The 16,760-nt window shown below is 55.3% G+C and carries 15 protein-coding genes; 9 read left to right on the top strand and 6 right to left on the bottom strand.

The window, feature by feature from the left end; translation table 11 throughout:
- The first annotated feature begins 64 nt into the window (after positions 1–64).
- From AC0XWG_RS09175 to AC0XWG_RS09160, 4 genes are read left to right on the top strand one after another with little or no spacing between them, the layout of a single operon-like run.
- On the top strand, positions 65–1,969 hold the full coding sequence (locus tag AC0XWG_RS09175) for an ABC transporter ATP-binding protein (protein ID WP_049007349.1): 1,905 nt from the start codon (positions 65–67) through the stop codon (positions 1,967–1,969).
- Between the two features lie 22 nt (positions 1,970–1,991).
- Complete coding sequence (locus tag AC0XWG_RS09170; RefSeq protein ID WP_028017999.1) at positions 1,992–3,014, top strand: hydrolase; 1,023 nt, start codon at positions 1,992–1,994, stop codon at positions 3,012–3,014.
- Positions 3,011–3,229 (top strand): YheU family protein, encoded by a 219-nt coding sequence (locus AC0XWG_RS09165; protein WP_008503016.1) that lies wholly within the window; start codon positions 3,011–3,013, stop codon positions 3,227–3,229. The genes AC0XWG_RS09170 and AC0XWG_RS09165 overlap by 4 nt, the downstream gene beginning before the upstream one ends.
- A gap of 30 nt (positions 3,230–3,259) precedes the next feature.
- Complete coding sequence (locus AC0XWG_RS09160; protein WP_028018000.1) at positions 3,260–4,129, top strand: phosphoribulokinase; 870 nt, start codon at positions 3,260–3,262, stop codon at positions 4,127–4,129.
- 66 nt (positions 4,130–4,195) lie between these two features.
- On the opposite strand, the gene AC0XWG_RS09155 is transcribed toward AC0XWG_RS09160, so the two are convergent.
- Positions 4,196–4,600, bottom strand: coding sequence for an OsmC family protein (locus tag AC0XWG_RS09155; RefSeq protein WP_028018001.1), 405 nt, complete (start codon positions 4,598–4,600; stop codon positions 4,196–4,198).
- Positions 4,601–4,911: 311 nt separating this feature from the next.
- Here AC0XWG_RS09155 and crp point away from each other — a divergent pair, with 311 nt between their 5' ends.
- Together crp and AC0XWG_RS09145 are read left to right on the top strand one after the other, a co-directional pair.
- Complete coding sequence (gene crp, locus AC0XWG_RS09150; protein ID WP_000242758.1) at positions 4,912–5,544, top strand: cAMP-activated global transcriptional regulator CRP; 633 nt, start codon at positions 4,912–4,914, stop codon at positions 5,542–5,544.
- Positions 5,545–5,601: 57 nt separating this feature from the next.
- A complete protein-coding gene (locus AC0XWG_RS09145) occupies positions 5,602–7,689 on the top strand; it encodes a YccS/YhfK family putative transporter (RefSeq protein WP_257247867.1) in 2,088 nt (695 codons plus the stop codon).
- Here AC0XWG_RS09145 and argD read toward each other — a convergent pair.
- The 4 genes from argD to ppiA all read right to left on the bottom strand — a co-directional run bounded on the left by argD (position 7,686) and on the right by ppiA (position 10,848).
- Positions 7,686–8,906, bottom strand: a complete 1,221-nt coding sequence (gene argD, locus AC0XWG_RS09140; RefSeq protein WP_028018003.1) for a bifunctional acetylornithine/succinyldiaminopimelate transaminase — start codon at positions 8,904–8,906, stop codon at positions 7,686–7,688. The genes AC0XWG_RS09145 and argD overlap by 4 nt on opposite strands.
- 86 nt (positions 8,907–8,992) lie before the next feature.
- Entirely contained in the window at positions 8,993–9,556 is a 564-nt protein-coding gene (gene pabA / locus AC0XWG_RS09135) for an aminodeoxychorismate synthase component 2 (protein ID WP_128348347.1), read from the bottom strand.
- A 30-nt stretch (positions 9,557–9,586) separates the two neighbouring features.
- The gene (locus AC0XWG_RS09130; RefSeq protein ID WP_128348348.1) at positions 9,587–10,171 is read right to left on the bottom strand and encodes a putative adenosine monophosphate-protein transferase Fic; all 585 of its coding nucleotides are present in this window, start codon (positions 10,169–10,171) and stop codon (positions 9,587–9,589) included.
- 104 nt (positions 10,172–10,275) lie between these two features.
- On the bottom strand, positions 10,276–10,848 hold the full coding sequence (gene ppiA, locus AC0XWG_RS09125; RefSeq protein ID WP_023309471.1) for a peptidylprolyl isomerase A: 573 nt from the start codon (positions 10,846–10,848) through the stop codon (positions 10,276–10,278).
- A gap of 277 nt (positions 10,849–11,125) precedes the next feature.
- On the opposite strand from ppiA, the gene tsgA reads away from it, so the two are divergent.
- Positions 11,126–12,310, top strand: coding sequence for an MFS transporter TsgA (tsgA, locus tag AC0XWG_RS09120; RefSeq protein WP_475680538.1), 1,185 nt, complete (start codon positions 11,126–11,128; stop codon positions 12,308–12,310).
- A gap of 17 nt (positions 12,311–12,327) precedes the next feature.
- On the opposite strand, the gene AC0XWG_RS09115 is transcribed toward tsgA, so the two are convergent.
- Positions 12,328–13,629 (bottom strand): cytosine deaminase, encoded by a 1,302-nt coding sequence (locus AC0XWG_RS09115; RefSeq protein ID WP_049007356.1) that lies wholly within the window; start codon positions 13,627–13,629, stop codon positions 12,328–12,330.
- 239 nt (positions 13,630–13,868) lie between these two features.
- Here AC0XWG_RS09115 and nirB point away from each other — a divergent pair, with 239 nt between their 5' ends.
- Positions 13,869–16,412, top strand: a complete 2,544-nt coding sequence (gene nirB / locus AC0XWG_RS09110; RefSeq protein WP_028018008.1) for a nitrite reductase large subunit NirB — start codon at positions 13,869–13,871, stop codon at positions 16,410–16,412.
- A complete protein-coding gene (gene nirD, locus AC0XWG_RS09105; protein WP_475680537.1) occupies positions 16,409–16,735 on the top strand; it encodes a nitrite reductase small subunit NirD in 327 nt (108 codons plus the stop codon). The genes nirB and nirD overlap by 4 nt, the downstream gene beginning before the upstream one ends.
- Positions 16,736–16,760: the final 25 nt, after the last annotated feature.

Below are 16,760 nucleotides of genomic sequence, written 5' to 3'. Positions count from 1 at the left end.
AAATAGCCCACACCTTACATTATCATAATGACAAATTAACATAGTCGGAACATACGGCGCTTCTATGATTGTTTTCTCCTCGTTACAAATTCGTCGCGGCGTGCGCGTCCTGCTGGATAACGCCACTGCAACCATCAACCCTGGCCAAAAAGTGGGTCTGGTCGGCAAAAACGGCTGTGGTAAATCCACTCTGCTGGCGCTGCTGAAAAACGAGATTAGCGCGGATGGCGGTAACTTTACCTTCCCGGGGAACTGGCAGCTCGCCTGGGTGAACCAGGAGACGCCCGCCCTGAGCGAACCGGCTCTCGACTATGTTATCGACGGTGACCGTGAATACCGTAAGCTGGAAGCGGAACTTAACGCCGCCAACGAGCGCAACGACGGTCACGCCATCGCCACCGTTCACGGCAAGCTGGACGCCATCGACGCATGGACCATTCGCTCCCGCGCCTCCAGCCTGCTGCACGGCCTGGGCTTCAGCAATGAACAGCTGGAACGCCCGGTCAGCGACTTCTCGGGCGGCTGGCGTATGCGCCTCAACCTGGCGCAGGCACTGATCTGCCGCTCCGATCTACTGTTGCTCGATGAACCGACGAACCACCTGGATCTCGATGCGGTTATTTGGCTGGAGAAGTGGCTCAAGAGCTATCAGGGCACTCTGATTCTGATCTCCCACGACCGTGACTTTCTCGACCCGGTGGTGGATAAAATCATTCATATCGAACAGCAAACGATGTTCGAGTACACCGGCAACTACAGCTCCTTCGAGCGCCAGCGCGCGACGCGTCTTGCCCAGCAGCAGTCCATGTACGAAAGCCAGCAGCAGCGCGTGGCGCACCTGCAGAGTTTCGTGGATCGCTTCAAGGCCAAAGCGTCAAAAGCGAAACAGGCCCAGAGCCGCATCAAAATGCTGGAACGCATGGAGATGATTGCCCCGGCGCACGTGGATAACCCGTTCCACTTCAGCTTCCGCGCGCCGGAAAGCCTGCCAAACCCACTGCTGAAGATGGAAAAAGTCAGCGCGGGCTACGGCGAACGCACTATTCTCGACTCCATCAAGCTCAACCTGGTGCCGGGTTCGCGCATTGGCCTGCTGGGACGCAACGGTGCAGGTAAATCAACGTTGATCAAACTGCTGGCGGGCGAGCTTAACCCGGTCAGCGGTGAAATCGGTCTCGCGAAGGGCATCAAGCTGGGTTACTTCGCCCAGCATCAGCTGGAATTTTTACGCGCGGATGAATCCCCGATTCAGCACCTCGCGCGTCTGGCGCCGCAGGAGATGGAGCAGAAGCTACGTGACTACCTCGGCGGTTTTGGCTTCCAGGGTGATAAGGTCACCGAAAACACCGAGCGCTTCTCCGGTGGCGAAAAGGCCCGTCTGGTGCTGGCACTGATCGTCTGGCAACGTCCGAACCTGCTGCTTCTTGATGAACCGACTAACCACCTGGATCTCGATATGCGTCAGGCGCTAACTGAAGCGCTGATTGAGTTTGAAGGCGCGCTGGTTGTCGTCTCGCACGATCGCCACCTTATCCGCTCCACCACCGACGATCTCTACTTAGTGCATGACGGCAAAGTTGAACCATTCGACGGTGACCTGGAAGACTACCAGCAGTGGCTGACCGACGTGCAGAAGCAGGAAAACCAGCCGGAGGAGTCCGCGAAAGAGAACGCCAACAGCGCGCAGGCGCGTAAAGACCAAAAGCGCCGCGACGCGGAACTTCGCACCCAGACACAGCCGCTACGCAAAGAGATCGCCCGTCTCGAAAAAGAGATGGAAAAACTTAATGCGACACTCGCTACCGTTGAAGAGAAGCTGGGCGATAGCGGTCTGTATGACCAGAGCCGCAAAGCTGAGCTGACTGACTGTCTGCAAACTCAGGCCAAAACGAAATCCAGCCTCGAAGAGTGCGAGATGGCGTGGCTGGACGCTCAGGAACAGCTGGAAGCGATTATAGTAAATAACTGACAAGAATTAGCATCGCATCGTTATGACCCAAATCATTCCATCAGACTTCGACATAGCTACTGAAGAGAGCGCTGAGTTCGTGCCCATGCGCGGCGTGTCCAATCGCCACCTGCAAACCATGCTGCCACGGCTTATCCGTCGCAAGGTTCAGTTCACCCCGCACTGGCAACGGCTGGATTTACCGGACGGAGACTTTCTGGATCTCGCCTGGAGCGAGGAACCGGAACAGGCTCGCCATAAGCCGCGTCTGGTGGTCTTTCACGGTCTGGAAGGTAGCCTGCACAGTCCGTATGCGCACGGGTTAATTGAGGCGGCAAAAGCGCGTGGCTGGCTCGGTGTGGTGATGCATTTTCGCGGCTGTAGCGGCGAGCCAAATCGCCAGAAACGCATTTATCACTCGGGTGAAACCGAGGACGGTACGTGGTTTTTACACTGGCTGCGGGAAAACTATGGCACCGTGCCAACGGCAGCCGTGGGCTACTCGCTGGGCGGGAATATGCTGGCTTGTTTGCTGGCCAAAGAGGGCGAAAGCGTCCCGCTGGATGCCGCCGTCATTGTCTCTGCACCATTTATGCTGGAGCAGTGTAGCTACCATATGGATAAAGGTTTTTCCCGCGTCTATCAGCGCTACCTGCTTAACCTGCTGAAAGCAAACGCGGCGCGCAAACTGAAAGCCTACCCGGAGACGCTTCCGATAAGTCTGCGTCAGTTAAAAAAAGTGCGTCGCATTCGCGAGTTCGACGATCTGATCACCGCAAAAATCCACGGCTTTGCCGACGCGATTGACTACTATCGTCAGTGCAGCGCCATGCCGCTGCTCAGCAAGATTACGCAGCCGACGCTGATCATTCATGCCAAAGATGACCCGTTTATGGATCATCATTCTATTCCCGCTCAGGAATTCCTGCCCGACAACGTTCACTATCAGTTGACGGAGCATGGCGGCCACGTCGGGTTTATCGGTGGCACACTGCGTCGCCCGAAAATGTGGCTTGAGACGCGTATTCCTGACTGGTTAACCCCGTATCTGGACGGTGCAAAATGATCATTCCCTGGCAGGATCTGGCTCCCGAAACGCTCGATAATCTGATTGAAAGCTTTGTATTACGCGAAGGCACAGATTATGGTGAACAAGAACGCTCGCTCGAGCAAAAGGTCAACGATGTAAAGCGCCAGCTCAAAAGCGGCGACGTGGTGCTGGTATGGTCAGAACTGCATGAGACGGTCAATATCATGCCCCGCAACGCGTTTCACGGCTGATCTTTCAACCTTTCCAGTCAGGGAGTTGCTATGTCTGCCAGACATCCGGTTATTGCCGTTACGGGGTCGAGTGGTGCGGGAACCACCACCACCAGCCTCGCATTTCGCAAGATTTTCGCCCAGCTGAATCTCCGTGCGGCGGAGGTCGAAGGCGACAGCTTTCACCGCTATACGCGCCCGGAGATGGACATGGCCATCCGTAAAGCGCGCGATCTGGGTAAACACATCAGCTACTTTGGCCCGGAAGCCAATGACTTCGGCCTGCTGGAGCAAACCTTCGTCGAATATGGCAAGAGCGGCACAGGGCAATCCCGCAAGTATCTGCATACTTACGATGAAGCCGTGCCATGGAACCAGGTGCCGGGTACCTTTACCCCCTGGCAACCCCTGCCGGAACCCACTGACGTGCTGTTTTATGAAGGGCTGCATGGCGGCGTGGTAACTCCCCATCACGACGTAGCGCGCCATGTGGATCTGCTGGTTGGCGTGGTACCGATCGTGAACCTGGAGTGGATCCAGAAGCTGACGCGTGACATGAGCGAGCGCGGCCATTCACGAGAAGCGGTGATGGACTCCGTGGTGCGCTCCATGGAGGATTACATTAATTTCCTGACGCCGCAGTTCTCCCGTACCCATATTAACTTCCAGCGAGTACCGACAGTCGATACCTCCAACCCATTCGCGGCCAAAAGCATCCCGTCGCTGGATGAGAGCTTTGTGGTGATCCATTTCCGCAACCTCGAAGGCATTGATTACCCCTGGCTGCTGGCCATGCTGCAGGGCTCGTTTATTTCGCACATGAATACATTAGTGGTGCCGGGCGGAAAAATGGGGTTGGCGATGGAGCTCATCATGACGCCGCTGGTACAGCGGTTGATGGAAGGGAAGCAGATCGCGTGATCATATTCCCTCTCCCGGTGGGAGAGGGTTAGGGTGAGGGCATCAACACGCACGATGCCCCATCAATCACGCCTCGATCACTTCATACGAATGTGTAATTTTTACCGCTTTCTCCAGCATTAACGCCACAGAGCAGTATTTCTCCGCAGACAAGTCCACCGCGCGTGAAACGGCCGCGTCTTTCAGGTCTTTACCGGTGACCACAAAGTGCAGGTTAATATGGGTGAACAGGCGTGGCGCCTCTTCACGACGTTCCGATGTGAGTTTAACTTCGCAATCCGTTACATCATGACGGCCTTTTTGCAGAATCGAGACCACATCAATCGCGCTGCATCCACCGGCAGCCATCAATACCATCTCCATCGGGCTTGGTGCTTTATCGCCGGAGTTACCATCCATCAAAACCTGGTGCCCTGAAGCGGACTCGCCCAGGAACGTTAAACCTTCAACCCATTTCACGCGCGCTTGCATATTCATTAACTCCAACGTTGCATTTTTGGTGACAGATTACGCGTGCGTTACATTTCTCGCAATGGAAGGCGACCTGCATCATGCTGAAGCGAGACACCAGGAGACACGCGGCGAAAGCTATGCTAAAACACTCAGGATGCTACAGTAATACATTGACGTTACACATGTATGCAGAGGACATCAAACTTTACTGGCTGCGAAACGTTACGATAGCCGACTTCCCAGGGTATGGGTAAGAATTCGATTGCAACCCCAGAGTCCGGATGCATCTGATGACTCTGGTGACAGCTTATAACAGAGGATAACAGCGCATGGTGCTTGGCAAACCGCAAACAGACCCGACTCTCGAATGGTTCTTGTCTCATTGCCACATTCATAAGTACCCATCGAAGAGCACGCTGATTCACCAGGGTGAAAAAGCGGAAACGTTGTATTACATCGTAAAAGGCTCGGTGGCAGTGCTGATCAAAGATGAAGAAGGGAAAGAGATGATCCTTTCTTATCTGAACCAGGGCGATTTCATCGGTGAACTGGGCCTGTTTGAAGAAGGCCAGGAACGTAGTGCCTGGGTTCGTGCAAAGACAGCATGTGAAGTGGCTGAAATTTCTTACAAGAAATTCCGTCAGTTGATTCAGGTTAACCCTGATATCCTGATGCGTCTTTCTTCCCAGATGGCTCGCCGTCTGCAGGTTACATCTGAGAAAGTGGGTAACCTCGCCTTCCTGGACGTTACCGGTCGTATCGCGCAGACTCTGCTTAACCTGGCAAAACAACCCGATGCGATGACCCACCCTGACGGCATGCAGATTAAAATTACCCGTCAGGAGATCGGCCAGATCGTCGGCTGCTCCCGTGAAACAGTGGGCCGTATTCTGAAAATGCTGGAAGATCAGAACCTGATCTCCGCCCACGGTAAAACCATCGTGGTCTACGGAACGCGTTAATTCCACTCAAACGGCGTGCCATCGCAAGGTGTCACGCCGTTTTTGTCTCTCTTCCCCATGTGGCGCAGGCTGATTTATCACCCGGAAGTTAACTATGCACTGCGACAAACGCTGGTGTTGTGTCTTCCTGTGGCCATCGGTCTGATCCTCGGACATCTTCAGCAAGGTCTGCTGTTTTCTCTCGTGCCCGCCTGCTGCAACATTGCTGGCCTGGACACACCGCATAAGCGCTTTTTTAAACGTCTGATTATTGGCGGCTCGCTGTTTGCTGGCTGTAGCCTCGCCGTGCAGCTCTTACTCGCCCGCGATATTCCGCTGCCGTTAATCCTGACCGTGCTGGCGATGACGCTCGGCGTCACCGCTGAAATCAGTTCCCTTCATGCGCGCCTGCTTCCCGCCTCACTGATAGCGGCCATCTTCACGCTGAGCCTCGCGGGTAACATGCCGGTGTGGGAGCCGCTACTGATCTACGCCCTGGGTACGCTGTGGTATGGGCTGTTTAACTGGTTCTGGTTCTGGCTGTGGCGGGAACAGCCCCTGCGTGAATCATTGAGCCTGCTCTATGTGCAACTTGCGGATTACTGCGAGGCCAAATACACCCTGCTCACCCAGCATACCGATCCGGAAAAATCGTTACCGCCGCTGCTGACGCGCCAGCAAAAGGTGGTGGATCTGATAAGCCAGTGTTATCAGCAACTACACATGCTCGCCGCCAACAAGAATCACGAATACAAACGGCTGCTGCGTATCTTCCAGGTGGGGCTGGATCTGCAAGAACATATCTCCGTGAGCCTGCATCATCCTCAGGAGGTGCAAAAGCTGGTCGAGCGCAGCCATGCCGAAGCGGTGATCCGCTGGAATGCGCAAACCGTCTCTGCGCGTCTGCGGGTGCTGGCTGATGACATTTTATATCACCGCTATCCCACGCGTTTTAACATGGACAAACAACTCGGCACGCTGGAGAAAATCGCCCGCCAGCATGAGGACAACCCGGTGGGCCAGTTTGCCGCCTGGCATTTCAGCCGTATCGCCCGCGTGTTGCGCACCCAACGCCCGCTTTATCCCCGCGATCTCATGGCGGATAAACAAAAACGTCTGCCGTTATTGCCGGCGCTCAGAAGCTATCTGTCTCTTAAATCGTCCGCTCTGCGCAACGCCGCACGGATTAGCGTCATGCTCAGTACCGCCAGCCTGATGGGCATGGCGCTGCATCTACCTAAACCCTACTGGATCTTAATGACCGTGCTGTTTGTCACCCAGAACGGCTATGGCGCCACGCGCGTGCGTATTCTGCACCGGGCGGGGGGAACTATGGCCGGGCTGATTATTGCGGGCGTCACGCTGCACTTTCACGTGCCGGAAGGTTATACCCTGGCGGGAATGCTGATAATTACGCTGGTGAGCTACCTGATTATCCGCAAAAACTATGGCTGGGCTATGGTGGGCTTTACGGTAACGGCGGTATACACCCTGCAACTGCTCACGCTCAATGGCGAACAATTTATTGTCGCCAGACTGATCGATACCCTGATTGGCTGTCTGATTGCCTTTGGCGGCATGGTCTGGCTGTGGCCGCAATGGCAAAGCGGACTGTTGCGCCAGAACGCCCACGACGCGCTGGAGGCCGACCAGCAGGCCATTCGTCTGATCCTGAGCGACGATCCGCAACCCTCCCCGCTGGCGTATCAGCGGATGAAGGTCAACCAGGCGCACAATGCCCTGTTTAACTCGCTCAACCAGGCGATGCAGGAGCCGGGCTTTAACTCGCACTATCTGGCGGATATGAAGCTCTGGGTGACGCACAGCCAGTTTATCGTCGAGCACATTAACGCCATGACCACGCTGGCGCGCGAGCACACGATGCTGACGCCGGATCTGGCGCAGCGCTATTTGCAGTCGTGTGAAATTGCCTTACAGCGGTGTCAGCAGCGTCTGGAGTATGACGCGCCGGGCGAGTCGGGCGACTCGAATATTCTGGAAGCGCCGGAGACGTTAACCCACGGGCCAATGAGCACGCTGGAGCAGCATTTACAGCGCATTCTGGGGCATCTGAACACCATGCACACCATTTCGTCGGTGGCATGGCGTCAGCGTCCGCATCACGGGATTTGGTTAACGCGGATATTAAAGCGGACGGAGTATTAACCTTTTACGATTTTCTCGACTGCCGCGGCAAAACGGGTTAATCCATCTTCAATGTCTTTGTCTTCTACCACCAGCGACGGTGCAAAACGCATCACATCCGGTCCCGCGTTCAGCACCATCACCCCTTCGCGGGCGGCGGCATGCAGGAAATCGCGCGCGCGACCTTTGTACTGCGGTTTCAGCTCGGCACCGATCAGCAGCCCCATCCCGCGGATCTCGCTGAACACGTCAAACCGATCGTCAATCTGCTGCAGGTGTTTCACAAACAGCTCGCGCTTGGCGCTGACGCCGTTCAGAACCTCAGGTGTATTGATAATATCAAATGCCGCGCCCGCCACGGCACTCGCCAGCGGGTTCCCGCCATAGGTGGAACCGTGAGAACCAACGTGGAACGCGGAGGCAATCTCCTGAGTCGTCAGTACCGCACTCACCGGGAAACCACCGCCGAGCGCTTTGGCGCTGGTGAGAATATCCGGCGTCACGCCGTAGTGCATATAGGCAAACAGATCGCCGGTACGTCCCATCCCGCACTGCACTTCATCAAACACCAGCAGCGCCTGATGCTCATCGCACAGCGCACGCAGACCTTTCAGGAATTCTGGCGTCGCCGCCGTCACGCCGCCTTCACCCTGGATCGGCTCGACAACAACCGCGCAGGTGTGGTCGTCCATCACCGCTTTCACCGCATGCAGATCGTTAAACGGCACATGGACGATGTCGGCCGGTTTCGGGCCAAATCCGTCGGAATACTTCGGCTGGCCGCCGACGGAGACGGTAAAGAAGGAGCGTCCGTGGAAGGCATTGTGGAAGGCAATGATTTTGGTTTTGTACGGGCTGTGGCGCGTGGTTGCGTAGTAGCGCGCCAGCTTGAAGGCGGTTTCGTTGGCTTCGGTGCCCGAGTTCATGAACAGCACGCGCTCGGCAAACGTCGCATCAATAATCTTGCGGCCGAGGCGTAACGCCGGCTCGTTGGTAAAAACGTTGCTGGTGTGCCAGAGCGTTTCGCCCTGGGTTTTCAGCGCCTCAACCAGGGCAGGATGGCAATGGCCCAGCGCCGTCACTGCAATACCGCCCGCGAAATCAACATACTCTTTGCCCTGCTGATCCCAGACGCGGCTGCCTTTTCCTTTTACCGGGATAAACTCAGCCGGTGCATAAATCGGCAGAATCACTTCATCAAATGTTGCGCGGGTAATTGCAGGTTGTTCAGTTGCCATGTCATGCCCATCCATTTTATGTCACATTGATAGTGAAAATATAATCACAAAATATGCATAAAAAATCACGACAAGGCAATCAATATTCAGCGTTTAAGGAAATTTGCCAGCAGCGCGTGGCCCTGTTCGCTGAGGATGCTTTCCGGGTGGAACTGTACGCCTTCGAGATCCCATTCGCGGTGACGAATCCCCATGATCTCCTGCGTATCGCTCCAGGCGGTCACCTCAAAGCAGTCAGGCAGCGTCGACGGGTCAATCACCAGTGAATGGTAGCGCGTCACGGTTAACGGATTATTGAGCCCGGTGAATACCCCAACGCCAGTGTGGGTGACCGGAGAGGTTTTACCGTGCATCACTTTCGCGGCGCGCACGATAGTGGCACCAAACACCTGCGCAATGGCCTGATGGCCAAGACAGACGCCGAGGATCGGCAGCTTGCCGGCATAGTGCTGGATAACCTCCAGCGAAATACCCGACTCCGACGGGGTGCAGGGGCCGGGTGAAATCACGATTTTATGCGGAGCCAGTGTTTCAATATCCGCCAGGCTAATGTCGTCGTTGCGGCGGACAACCACCTCTGCACCCAGCTCACAAAAATACTGGTAAAGGTTCCAGGTGAAGGAATCGTAGTTATCAATCAGCAGAATCATGGCGGCTCCCGAAAAAAATGCCGCCCTATTCTACTCAGATTCCCGCGCTTCGCTCACTACTTTGGCAAAGATAGCGTTTAGCGCGGTTAAATCTCCCGTTGCGCCACTTCGGTTAGCCACCACCCACTGGTCGGGATCGATATCGCGCCAGTCCAGCGAGTAGCCCGCGTGGAGCGCCAGCTGCTCGAAGAAAACGCGTTGGGCAATACCGTTGCCGCGCATAAACGGATGCAGCATGTTGATTTCGCAGTAATAGTGGCTAACTCTGTCAACAAACGCCGCTTTCTCAAGACCCACGAGATACTTTTCGCTTTCCAGCGCCGCCATCAGCTCGTTACCCATCTTCTCGATGTATTCGAAATGGCAGAAAGGAATGTCGCCCTTAAAAATATCGTCGGTACGTAACTCGCCTGCCCGCTTCATCTCTCTGCGGTACAAATGGCGGTGAATATGGCACAGATGGGGCAAACCGGGGGCAGAAGGCCCCAGTTCCAGCGTCTCAATGTGGGGCTCTGAAGGACCATTACCTTTTTCAAGGAGGCAACTGGCCTGAAAATTGACGTTACGCTGCTGCTCCCAGAGACGGGATTTTCGCTTATCGGTGAGTTTTTTCACTTAACGCCTCCCTGAATAGTCCGTTTGCCACAAGTATAAGCAGCAAAACGCGCTTTCGCAGGGAGGGTCACAACACGGGCGAGCATTGCCCGTGTTGAAGAAGGTTATGGCAGAACTTTTGCAGAGAGGATCACGACAGGTTTTGACGGCACATTCTGGTACGGACCGACATCATGGGTAGGCACCTGAGAGATCTTGTCCGCCACATCCATCCCTTTCACAATTTTACCGAAGACGGCATAACCGAAGTCACGCTGGCCGTGGTCGAGGAAGGCGTTATCCGCCACGTTGAGGAAGAACTGGCTGGTCGCGCTATCTTTGTCTGCGGTACGCGCCATTGAGATAGTGCCGCGCTTGTTCAGCAGGCCGTTGTCCGCTTCGTTTTTAATAGGCGGGTTCGGCTGCTTCTGCTGCATTTGCTCATTGAAGCCGCCACCCTGAACCATAAAGCCCGGGATCACGCGGTGGAAAGTGGTGTTGTTATAGAAACCACTGTTCACGTAGTCGAGGAAGTTTTTCACGGAAACAGGGGCTTTCTGGCTATTCAGCTCCAGCTCAATGTTCCCGGCGGAGGTGGTCAGCAGGACGTGAGGATCTCCTTTTGCTGCCAGCGCAGCAGGGGAAACGGCAGAAAGAGCAAACACAGCTGCGACAGCCGCCAGTGTTGATTTGAGCATGAGAATTCCTTAACAAAGCGCAGTATAAAAAGCGAATGGCATGATTCTAAAGAGCAGTATGAACGGAGACCAGCCTTTTACCTAATTTTACGAATTTGAAACAGTTGTAACCACGCAAACGGTTGGCTTTAGCGCCATATTTTGTGATCGCTATCACACAAAATAATGCAATGAAGTTCTAATTTCTCTTAAAAGATATGAATGGATCACTTTAATGTCTAAAATCTGCCCGCTCTCAGCGCCCTCTGGGCGCTTTTCTTTTTTGAACAGGCCAGACATGACTAACAGCAATCGCATCAAGCTCACATGGATCAGCTTCTTCTCCTACGCCCTGACCGGCGCGTTGGTGATCGTCACCGGGATGGTGATGGGGAATATCGCAGACTACTTCCAGCTGCCCGTATCCAGCATGAGTAACACTTTCACCTTCCTCAACGCGGGGATCCTGATTTCTATCTTCCTGAATGCCTGGCTGATGGAAATTGTTCCGCTGAAAACGCAGCTGCGTTTTGGCTTTGTGCTGATGGTCACCGCCGTGGCGGGTCTGATGTTGAGCCACAGCATCGCCCTGTTCTCCGCCGCCATGTTTGTGCTCGGTCTGGTCAGCGGGATCACCATGTCGATCGGTACGTTCCTCATTACCCACATGTATGAAGGCCGTCAGCGCGGCGCGCGTCTGCTGTTTACTGACTCCTTCTTCAGCATGGCCGGGATGATTTTCCCGATGGTTGCCGCCGTTCTGCTGGCACGCAGCATTGAGTGGTACTGGGTCTATGCCTGCATCGGGCTGGTCTACGTGGCGATCTTTATTCTGACCTTCGGCTGTGAATTCCCGGTGCTGGGTAAAAAAGCGCAGACCACGGCAGAACCTGTCGCGAAAGAGAAATGGGGTATCGGCGTGCTGTTCCTCTCTATTGCCGCCCTGTGCTACATCCTGGGTCAGTTGGGCTTTATCTCCTGGGTACCGGAATACGCTAAAGGTCTGGGCATGAGCCTGAACGATGCGGGCAAACTGGTGAGCGATTTCTGGATGTCTTACATGTTCGGCATGTGGGCGTTTAGCTTCATCCTGCGCTTCTTCGACCTGCAGCGCATTCTGACCGTGCTGGCAGGCATGGCAACCGTGCTGATGTACCTGTTCATTAACGGGTCGCCGGAACATATGCCGTGGTTCATCCTGACCCTGGGCTTCTTCTCCAGCGCGATTTACACGTCCATCATTACCCTGGGCTCGCTGCAGACGAAAGTGGCCTCGCCAAAACTGGTAAACTTCGTGCTGACCTGCGGCACCATCGGCACCATGCTGACCTTCGTCGTCACGGGCCCGATTGTAGCGCACAGCGGTCCTCTGGCAGCGCTGCACACCGCGAACGGTCTGTATGCCGTGGTGTTTATCATGTGCCTCGTCCTGGGCTTCGTGACCCGCCACCGCCAGCATAACGTGGCGGCAGCTTCTCACTAATCGCCTTGCCCCTTTGCTTAATCAGAGGGGCTGTTTCTGGCAAAGCTCACCTCTTCCCCACCGCTGTCCATCTGGATCCACGTCTGCGCCAGCTGCGTGGTGGCAATAATCCGCCCCTGACGAATCGACCAGCGCACCGGCACCTGGCAGCGCACCGCTTCAAATCCGCTCTCTGCCGGCAGGATTATCAGGTTTGCCGGGTTCCCCGTTGCGATACCGTAATCACTCAGACCAAAGGTTCTGGCACTGTTGTGTGTAATCAAGTTCAGCCCGCTGTCGATTTGCGGATAGCCCATCATCTGGCAAACATGCAGTCCCATATGCAGCACCTGCAGCATGTTGCCGGTGCCGAGCGGGTACCACGGGTCAAACACATCATCATGGCCGAAGCAGACGTTGATGCCCGCTTCCTGCAGCTCCTTCACCCTGGTGATGCCGCGACGCTTCGGATAGTCGTCAAAGCGTCCCTGCAGATGAATGTTCACCAGCGGATTCGCCACAAAGTTAATGCCCGACATCTTCAGCAGTCGGAACAGCCGCGAGGTGTATGCACCGTTGTAAGAGTGCATAGCGGTGGTATGGCTGGCCGTTACCTGCGCACCAATACCGGCCTCATACGCCAGCGTGGCGACCGTCTCCACAAAGCGGGACTGCTCGTCGTCGATTTCATCACAGTGGATATCCAGCGGGCGGTCATATTTCTTCGCCAGCTCGAAGGCGATATGCAGAGACTGCACGCCATATTCCCGGGTGAATTCGAAGTGCGGGATCGCCCCCACCACGTCAGCCCCCAGTTTTAACGCCTCTTCCAGCAGCGCCGCGCCGTTCGGGTACGAAAGAATACCTTCCTGCGGGAACGCGACAATTTGCAGCGTCACCCACGGGGCAACCTCCTGTTTCACCTCCAGCATCGCCTTAAGAGCGGTAAGCGTCGGGTCGGAGACATCTACATGGGTGCGGACAAACTGAATTCCGTTGGCAATTTGCCACTTCAGCGTTTTCCAGGCACGCGCTTTGACATCGTCATGGCTGAGCAACGCCTTACGCTCCGCCCAGCGCTCAATCCCTTCAAACAGCGTGCCGGACTGGTTCCAGTTCGGCTCGCCTGCCGTCTGGGTTGTATCAAGATGAATATGCGGCTCAATAAACGGCGGGATCGCCAGCCCTCCACGGGCATTTAAGACTTCATAACTTTCGGCGTGGGTATCGTCCATTGGGGTAATGTCACCAAATCGCCCGTTCTCAATGGCGAGTTGCCACAGCCCTTCCCGACCCGGTAAACGAACATTCTGAACAAGCCATAACGGTGTTGTAGACATACCTTTCACCTAAAAAACGCAGCTGATATTCAGGCGTACCGATTTTTCAACGATCGTCCCTGAGTTGTACACAAATTCAACGACAACGAAAAGCCTTCGATTTCCGCCACTTATAAAAACCCTGACAAATCAGTCGCATACCACCTAAGGAGTAGGCGAAGACGTATTTGATTTGCATCAATAATCGCCATAGCTGAATCGTTAAGGTAGGCAGTAATAGAAAAGAAATCGAGGCAATAATGAGCAAAGTCAGACTCGCTATCATCGGTAACGGCATGGTCGGCCACCGCTTTATTGAGGATCTTCTCGATAAAGCTGACGCTGCCCAGTTCGACATTACCGTGTTCTGTGAAGAACCCCGCAAGGCGTACGACCGTGTGCACCTGTCTTCCTACTTCTCACATCATACCGCTGAAGAGCTCTCTCTGGTGCGTGAGGGTTTCTACGAGAAGCATGGCGTAAAAGTACTGGTGGGAGAACGCGCTATCACCATCAACCGCCAGGAAAAAGTGATCCACTCCAGCGCCGGACGCACGGTTTTTTACGACAAGCTGATCATGGCGACGGGCTCCTATCCGTGGATCCCGCCAATCAAAGGCTCGGAAACCCAGGATTGCTTCGTCTACCGTACCATTGAAGACCTCAAAGCCATTGAAAACTGTGCACGTCGCAGCAAACGCGGTGCAGTAGTTGGTGGCGGCCTGCTGGGTCTGGAAGCCGCAGGCGCACTGAAAAACCTCGGCGTTGAAACTCACGTCATCGAATTTGCCCCGATGCTGATGGCCGAGCAGCTGGACCACATGGGTGGTGACCAGTTACGTCGTAAAATCGAAAGCATGGGCGTGAAGGTTCACACCAGCAAAAACACCAAAGAGATCGTCCAGGAAGGCACTGAAGCGCGCAAAACCATGCGTTTTGCCGACGGCAGCGAGCTTGAAGTGGACTTTATCGTCTTCTCCACCGGTATTCGTCCGCGCGACAAGCTGGCTAACCAGTGTGGACTGGCCGTTGCTCAGCGCGGTGGTATCATGATTAACGATACCTGCCAGACCTCTGACCCGGACATCTACGCAATTGGCGAGTGCGCCAGCTGGAACAACCGCGTGTACGGGCTGGTCGCCCCCGGCTACAAAATGGCGCAGGTTGCCGTTGACCATATCCTTGGAACGGAGAACGCCTTCGAAGGCGCAGACATGAGCGCCAAGCTGAAGCTGCTGGGCGTAGACGTTGGCGGTATTGGCGATGCGCACGGTCGTACCCCGAACTCGCGCAGCTACGTCTACCTCGACGAAAGCAAAGAGGTCTACAAACGACTCATCGTCAGCCAGGATAATAAAACTCTTCTCGGCGCGGTGCTGGTGGGTGACACCAGCGATTACGGCAACCTGCTGCAACTGGTGCTGAACGCCATCGAGCTGCCGGAAAACCCGGACGCCCTGATCCTGCCTGCTCATGCCTCCAGCGGCAAGCCGTCTATCGGTGTCGATAAACTGCCGGACAGCGCGCAGATTTGCTCCTGCTTCGACGTCACCAAAGGCATGTTGATTTCCGCTATCAACAAAGGTTGCCACACCGTGGCGGCGCTGAAAGCAGAAACCAAAGCCGGTACCGGCTGCGGCGGTTGTATTCCACTGGTCACCCAGGTGCTGAACGCCGAACTGGCGAAACAGGGCATCGAAGTGAACAACAATCTGTGCGAACACTTCTCTTACTCTCGCCAGGAGCTTTACCATCTGATCCGCGTGGAGGGCATCAAATCCTTCGACGAACTGCTGGTAAAACACGGCCAGGGTTATGGCTGCGAAGTGTGTAAACCGACCGTCGGTTCTCTGCTGGCCTCCTGCTGGAATGAGTACGTTCTCAAACCAGAACATACGCCGCTTCAGGACACCAACGACAACTTCCTGGCAAACATCCAGAAAGACGGGACCTATTCCGTTATCCCACGCTCTGCCGGTGGTGAAATCACCCCGGAAGGGCTGGTCGCCGTAGGTCGCATCGCACGTGAATTTAACCTGTACACCAAAATCACCGGTTCCCAGCGTATCGGCCTGTTTGGTGCGCAGAAAGACGACCTGCCAGAAATCTGGCGTCAGCTGATTGAAGCGGGCTTCGAAACCGGTCATGCGTATGCCAAAGCGCTGCGTATGGCCAAAACCTGCGTGGGTAGCACCTGGTGCCGCTACGGCGTGGGCGACAGCGTGGGCTTCGGCGTGGAGTTGGAAAATCGCTACAAAGGCATCCGCACGCCGCACAAAATGAAGTTCGGCGTCTCCGGCTGTACTCGTGAATGCGCAGAAGCACAGGGTAAAGACGTGGGTATTATCGCTACCGAGAAAGGCTGGAACCTGTACGTATGCGGCAACGGCGGGATGAAACCCCGTCACGCAGACCTGCTGGCAGCGGATCTCGACCACGATACGCTGATTCAGTATCTCGACCGCTTCATGATGTTCTACATCCGTACCGCCGACAAGCTGACCCGTACCGCATCCTGGCTGGACAACCTGGAAGGCGGCATCGACTACCTGAAGTCAGTCATCATCGACGACAAACTGGGCCTAAACGAACAGCTTGAAGCCGAGATGGCTCGCCTGCGCGACGCGGTGATTTGCGAATGGACTGAAACCGTGAACACCCCGGCGGCACAGACGCGCTTCAAACACTTTATCAACAGCACCCAGCGCGACCCAAACGTACAGGTTGTGCCGGAGCGCGAACAGCATCGTCCGGCGACGCCGTATGAACGTATTCCGGTGACTCTGGTGGAGGAAAACGCATGAGCCAGTGGGTAAACATCTGCAACATTAACGACATCCTGCCAGCCACCGGCGTTTGCGCGCTGCTGGGTAAAGAACAGGTCGCGATTTTCCGCCCTCGCCATGATGAACTGGTTTTTGCCATCAGCAATATCGATCCGTTCTTCGAGGCCAGCGTGCTGTCCCGCGGGTTGATTGCGGAGCATCAGGGCGAGCTGTGGGTCGCAAGCCCGTTGAAAAAGCAGCGTTTCCGCTTAAGCGATGGCTATTGCATGGAAGATGAGAGCCGCTCTGTGAAGCACTACGACGCCCGCGTGAAGGACGGCATGGTGCAGCTGAAAGGCTAACCTCCGCCCTTTTAGGGATAACGGC

This window comes from Enterobacter sp. DVT3837 (assembly GCF_056238685.1).
The sequence above is the reverse complement of the archived record's forward strand: the minus strand, read 5'-3'. Positions and strand labels throughout refer to the sequence as shown.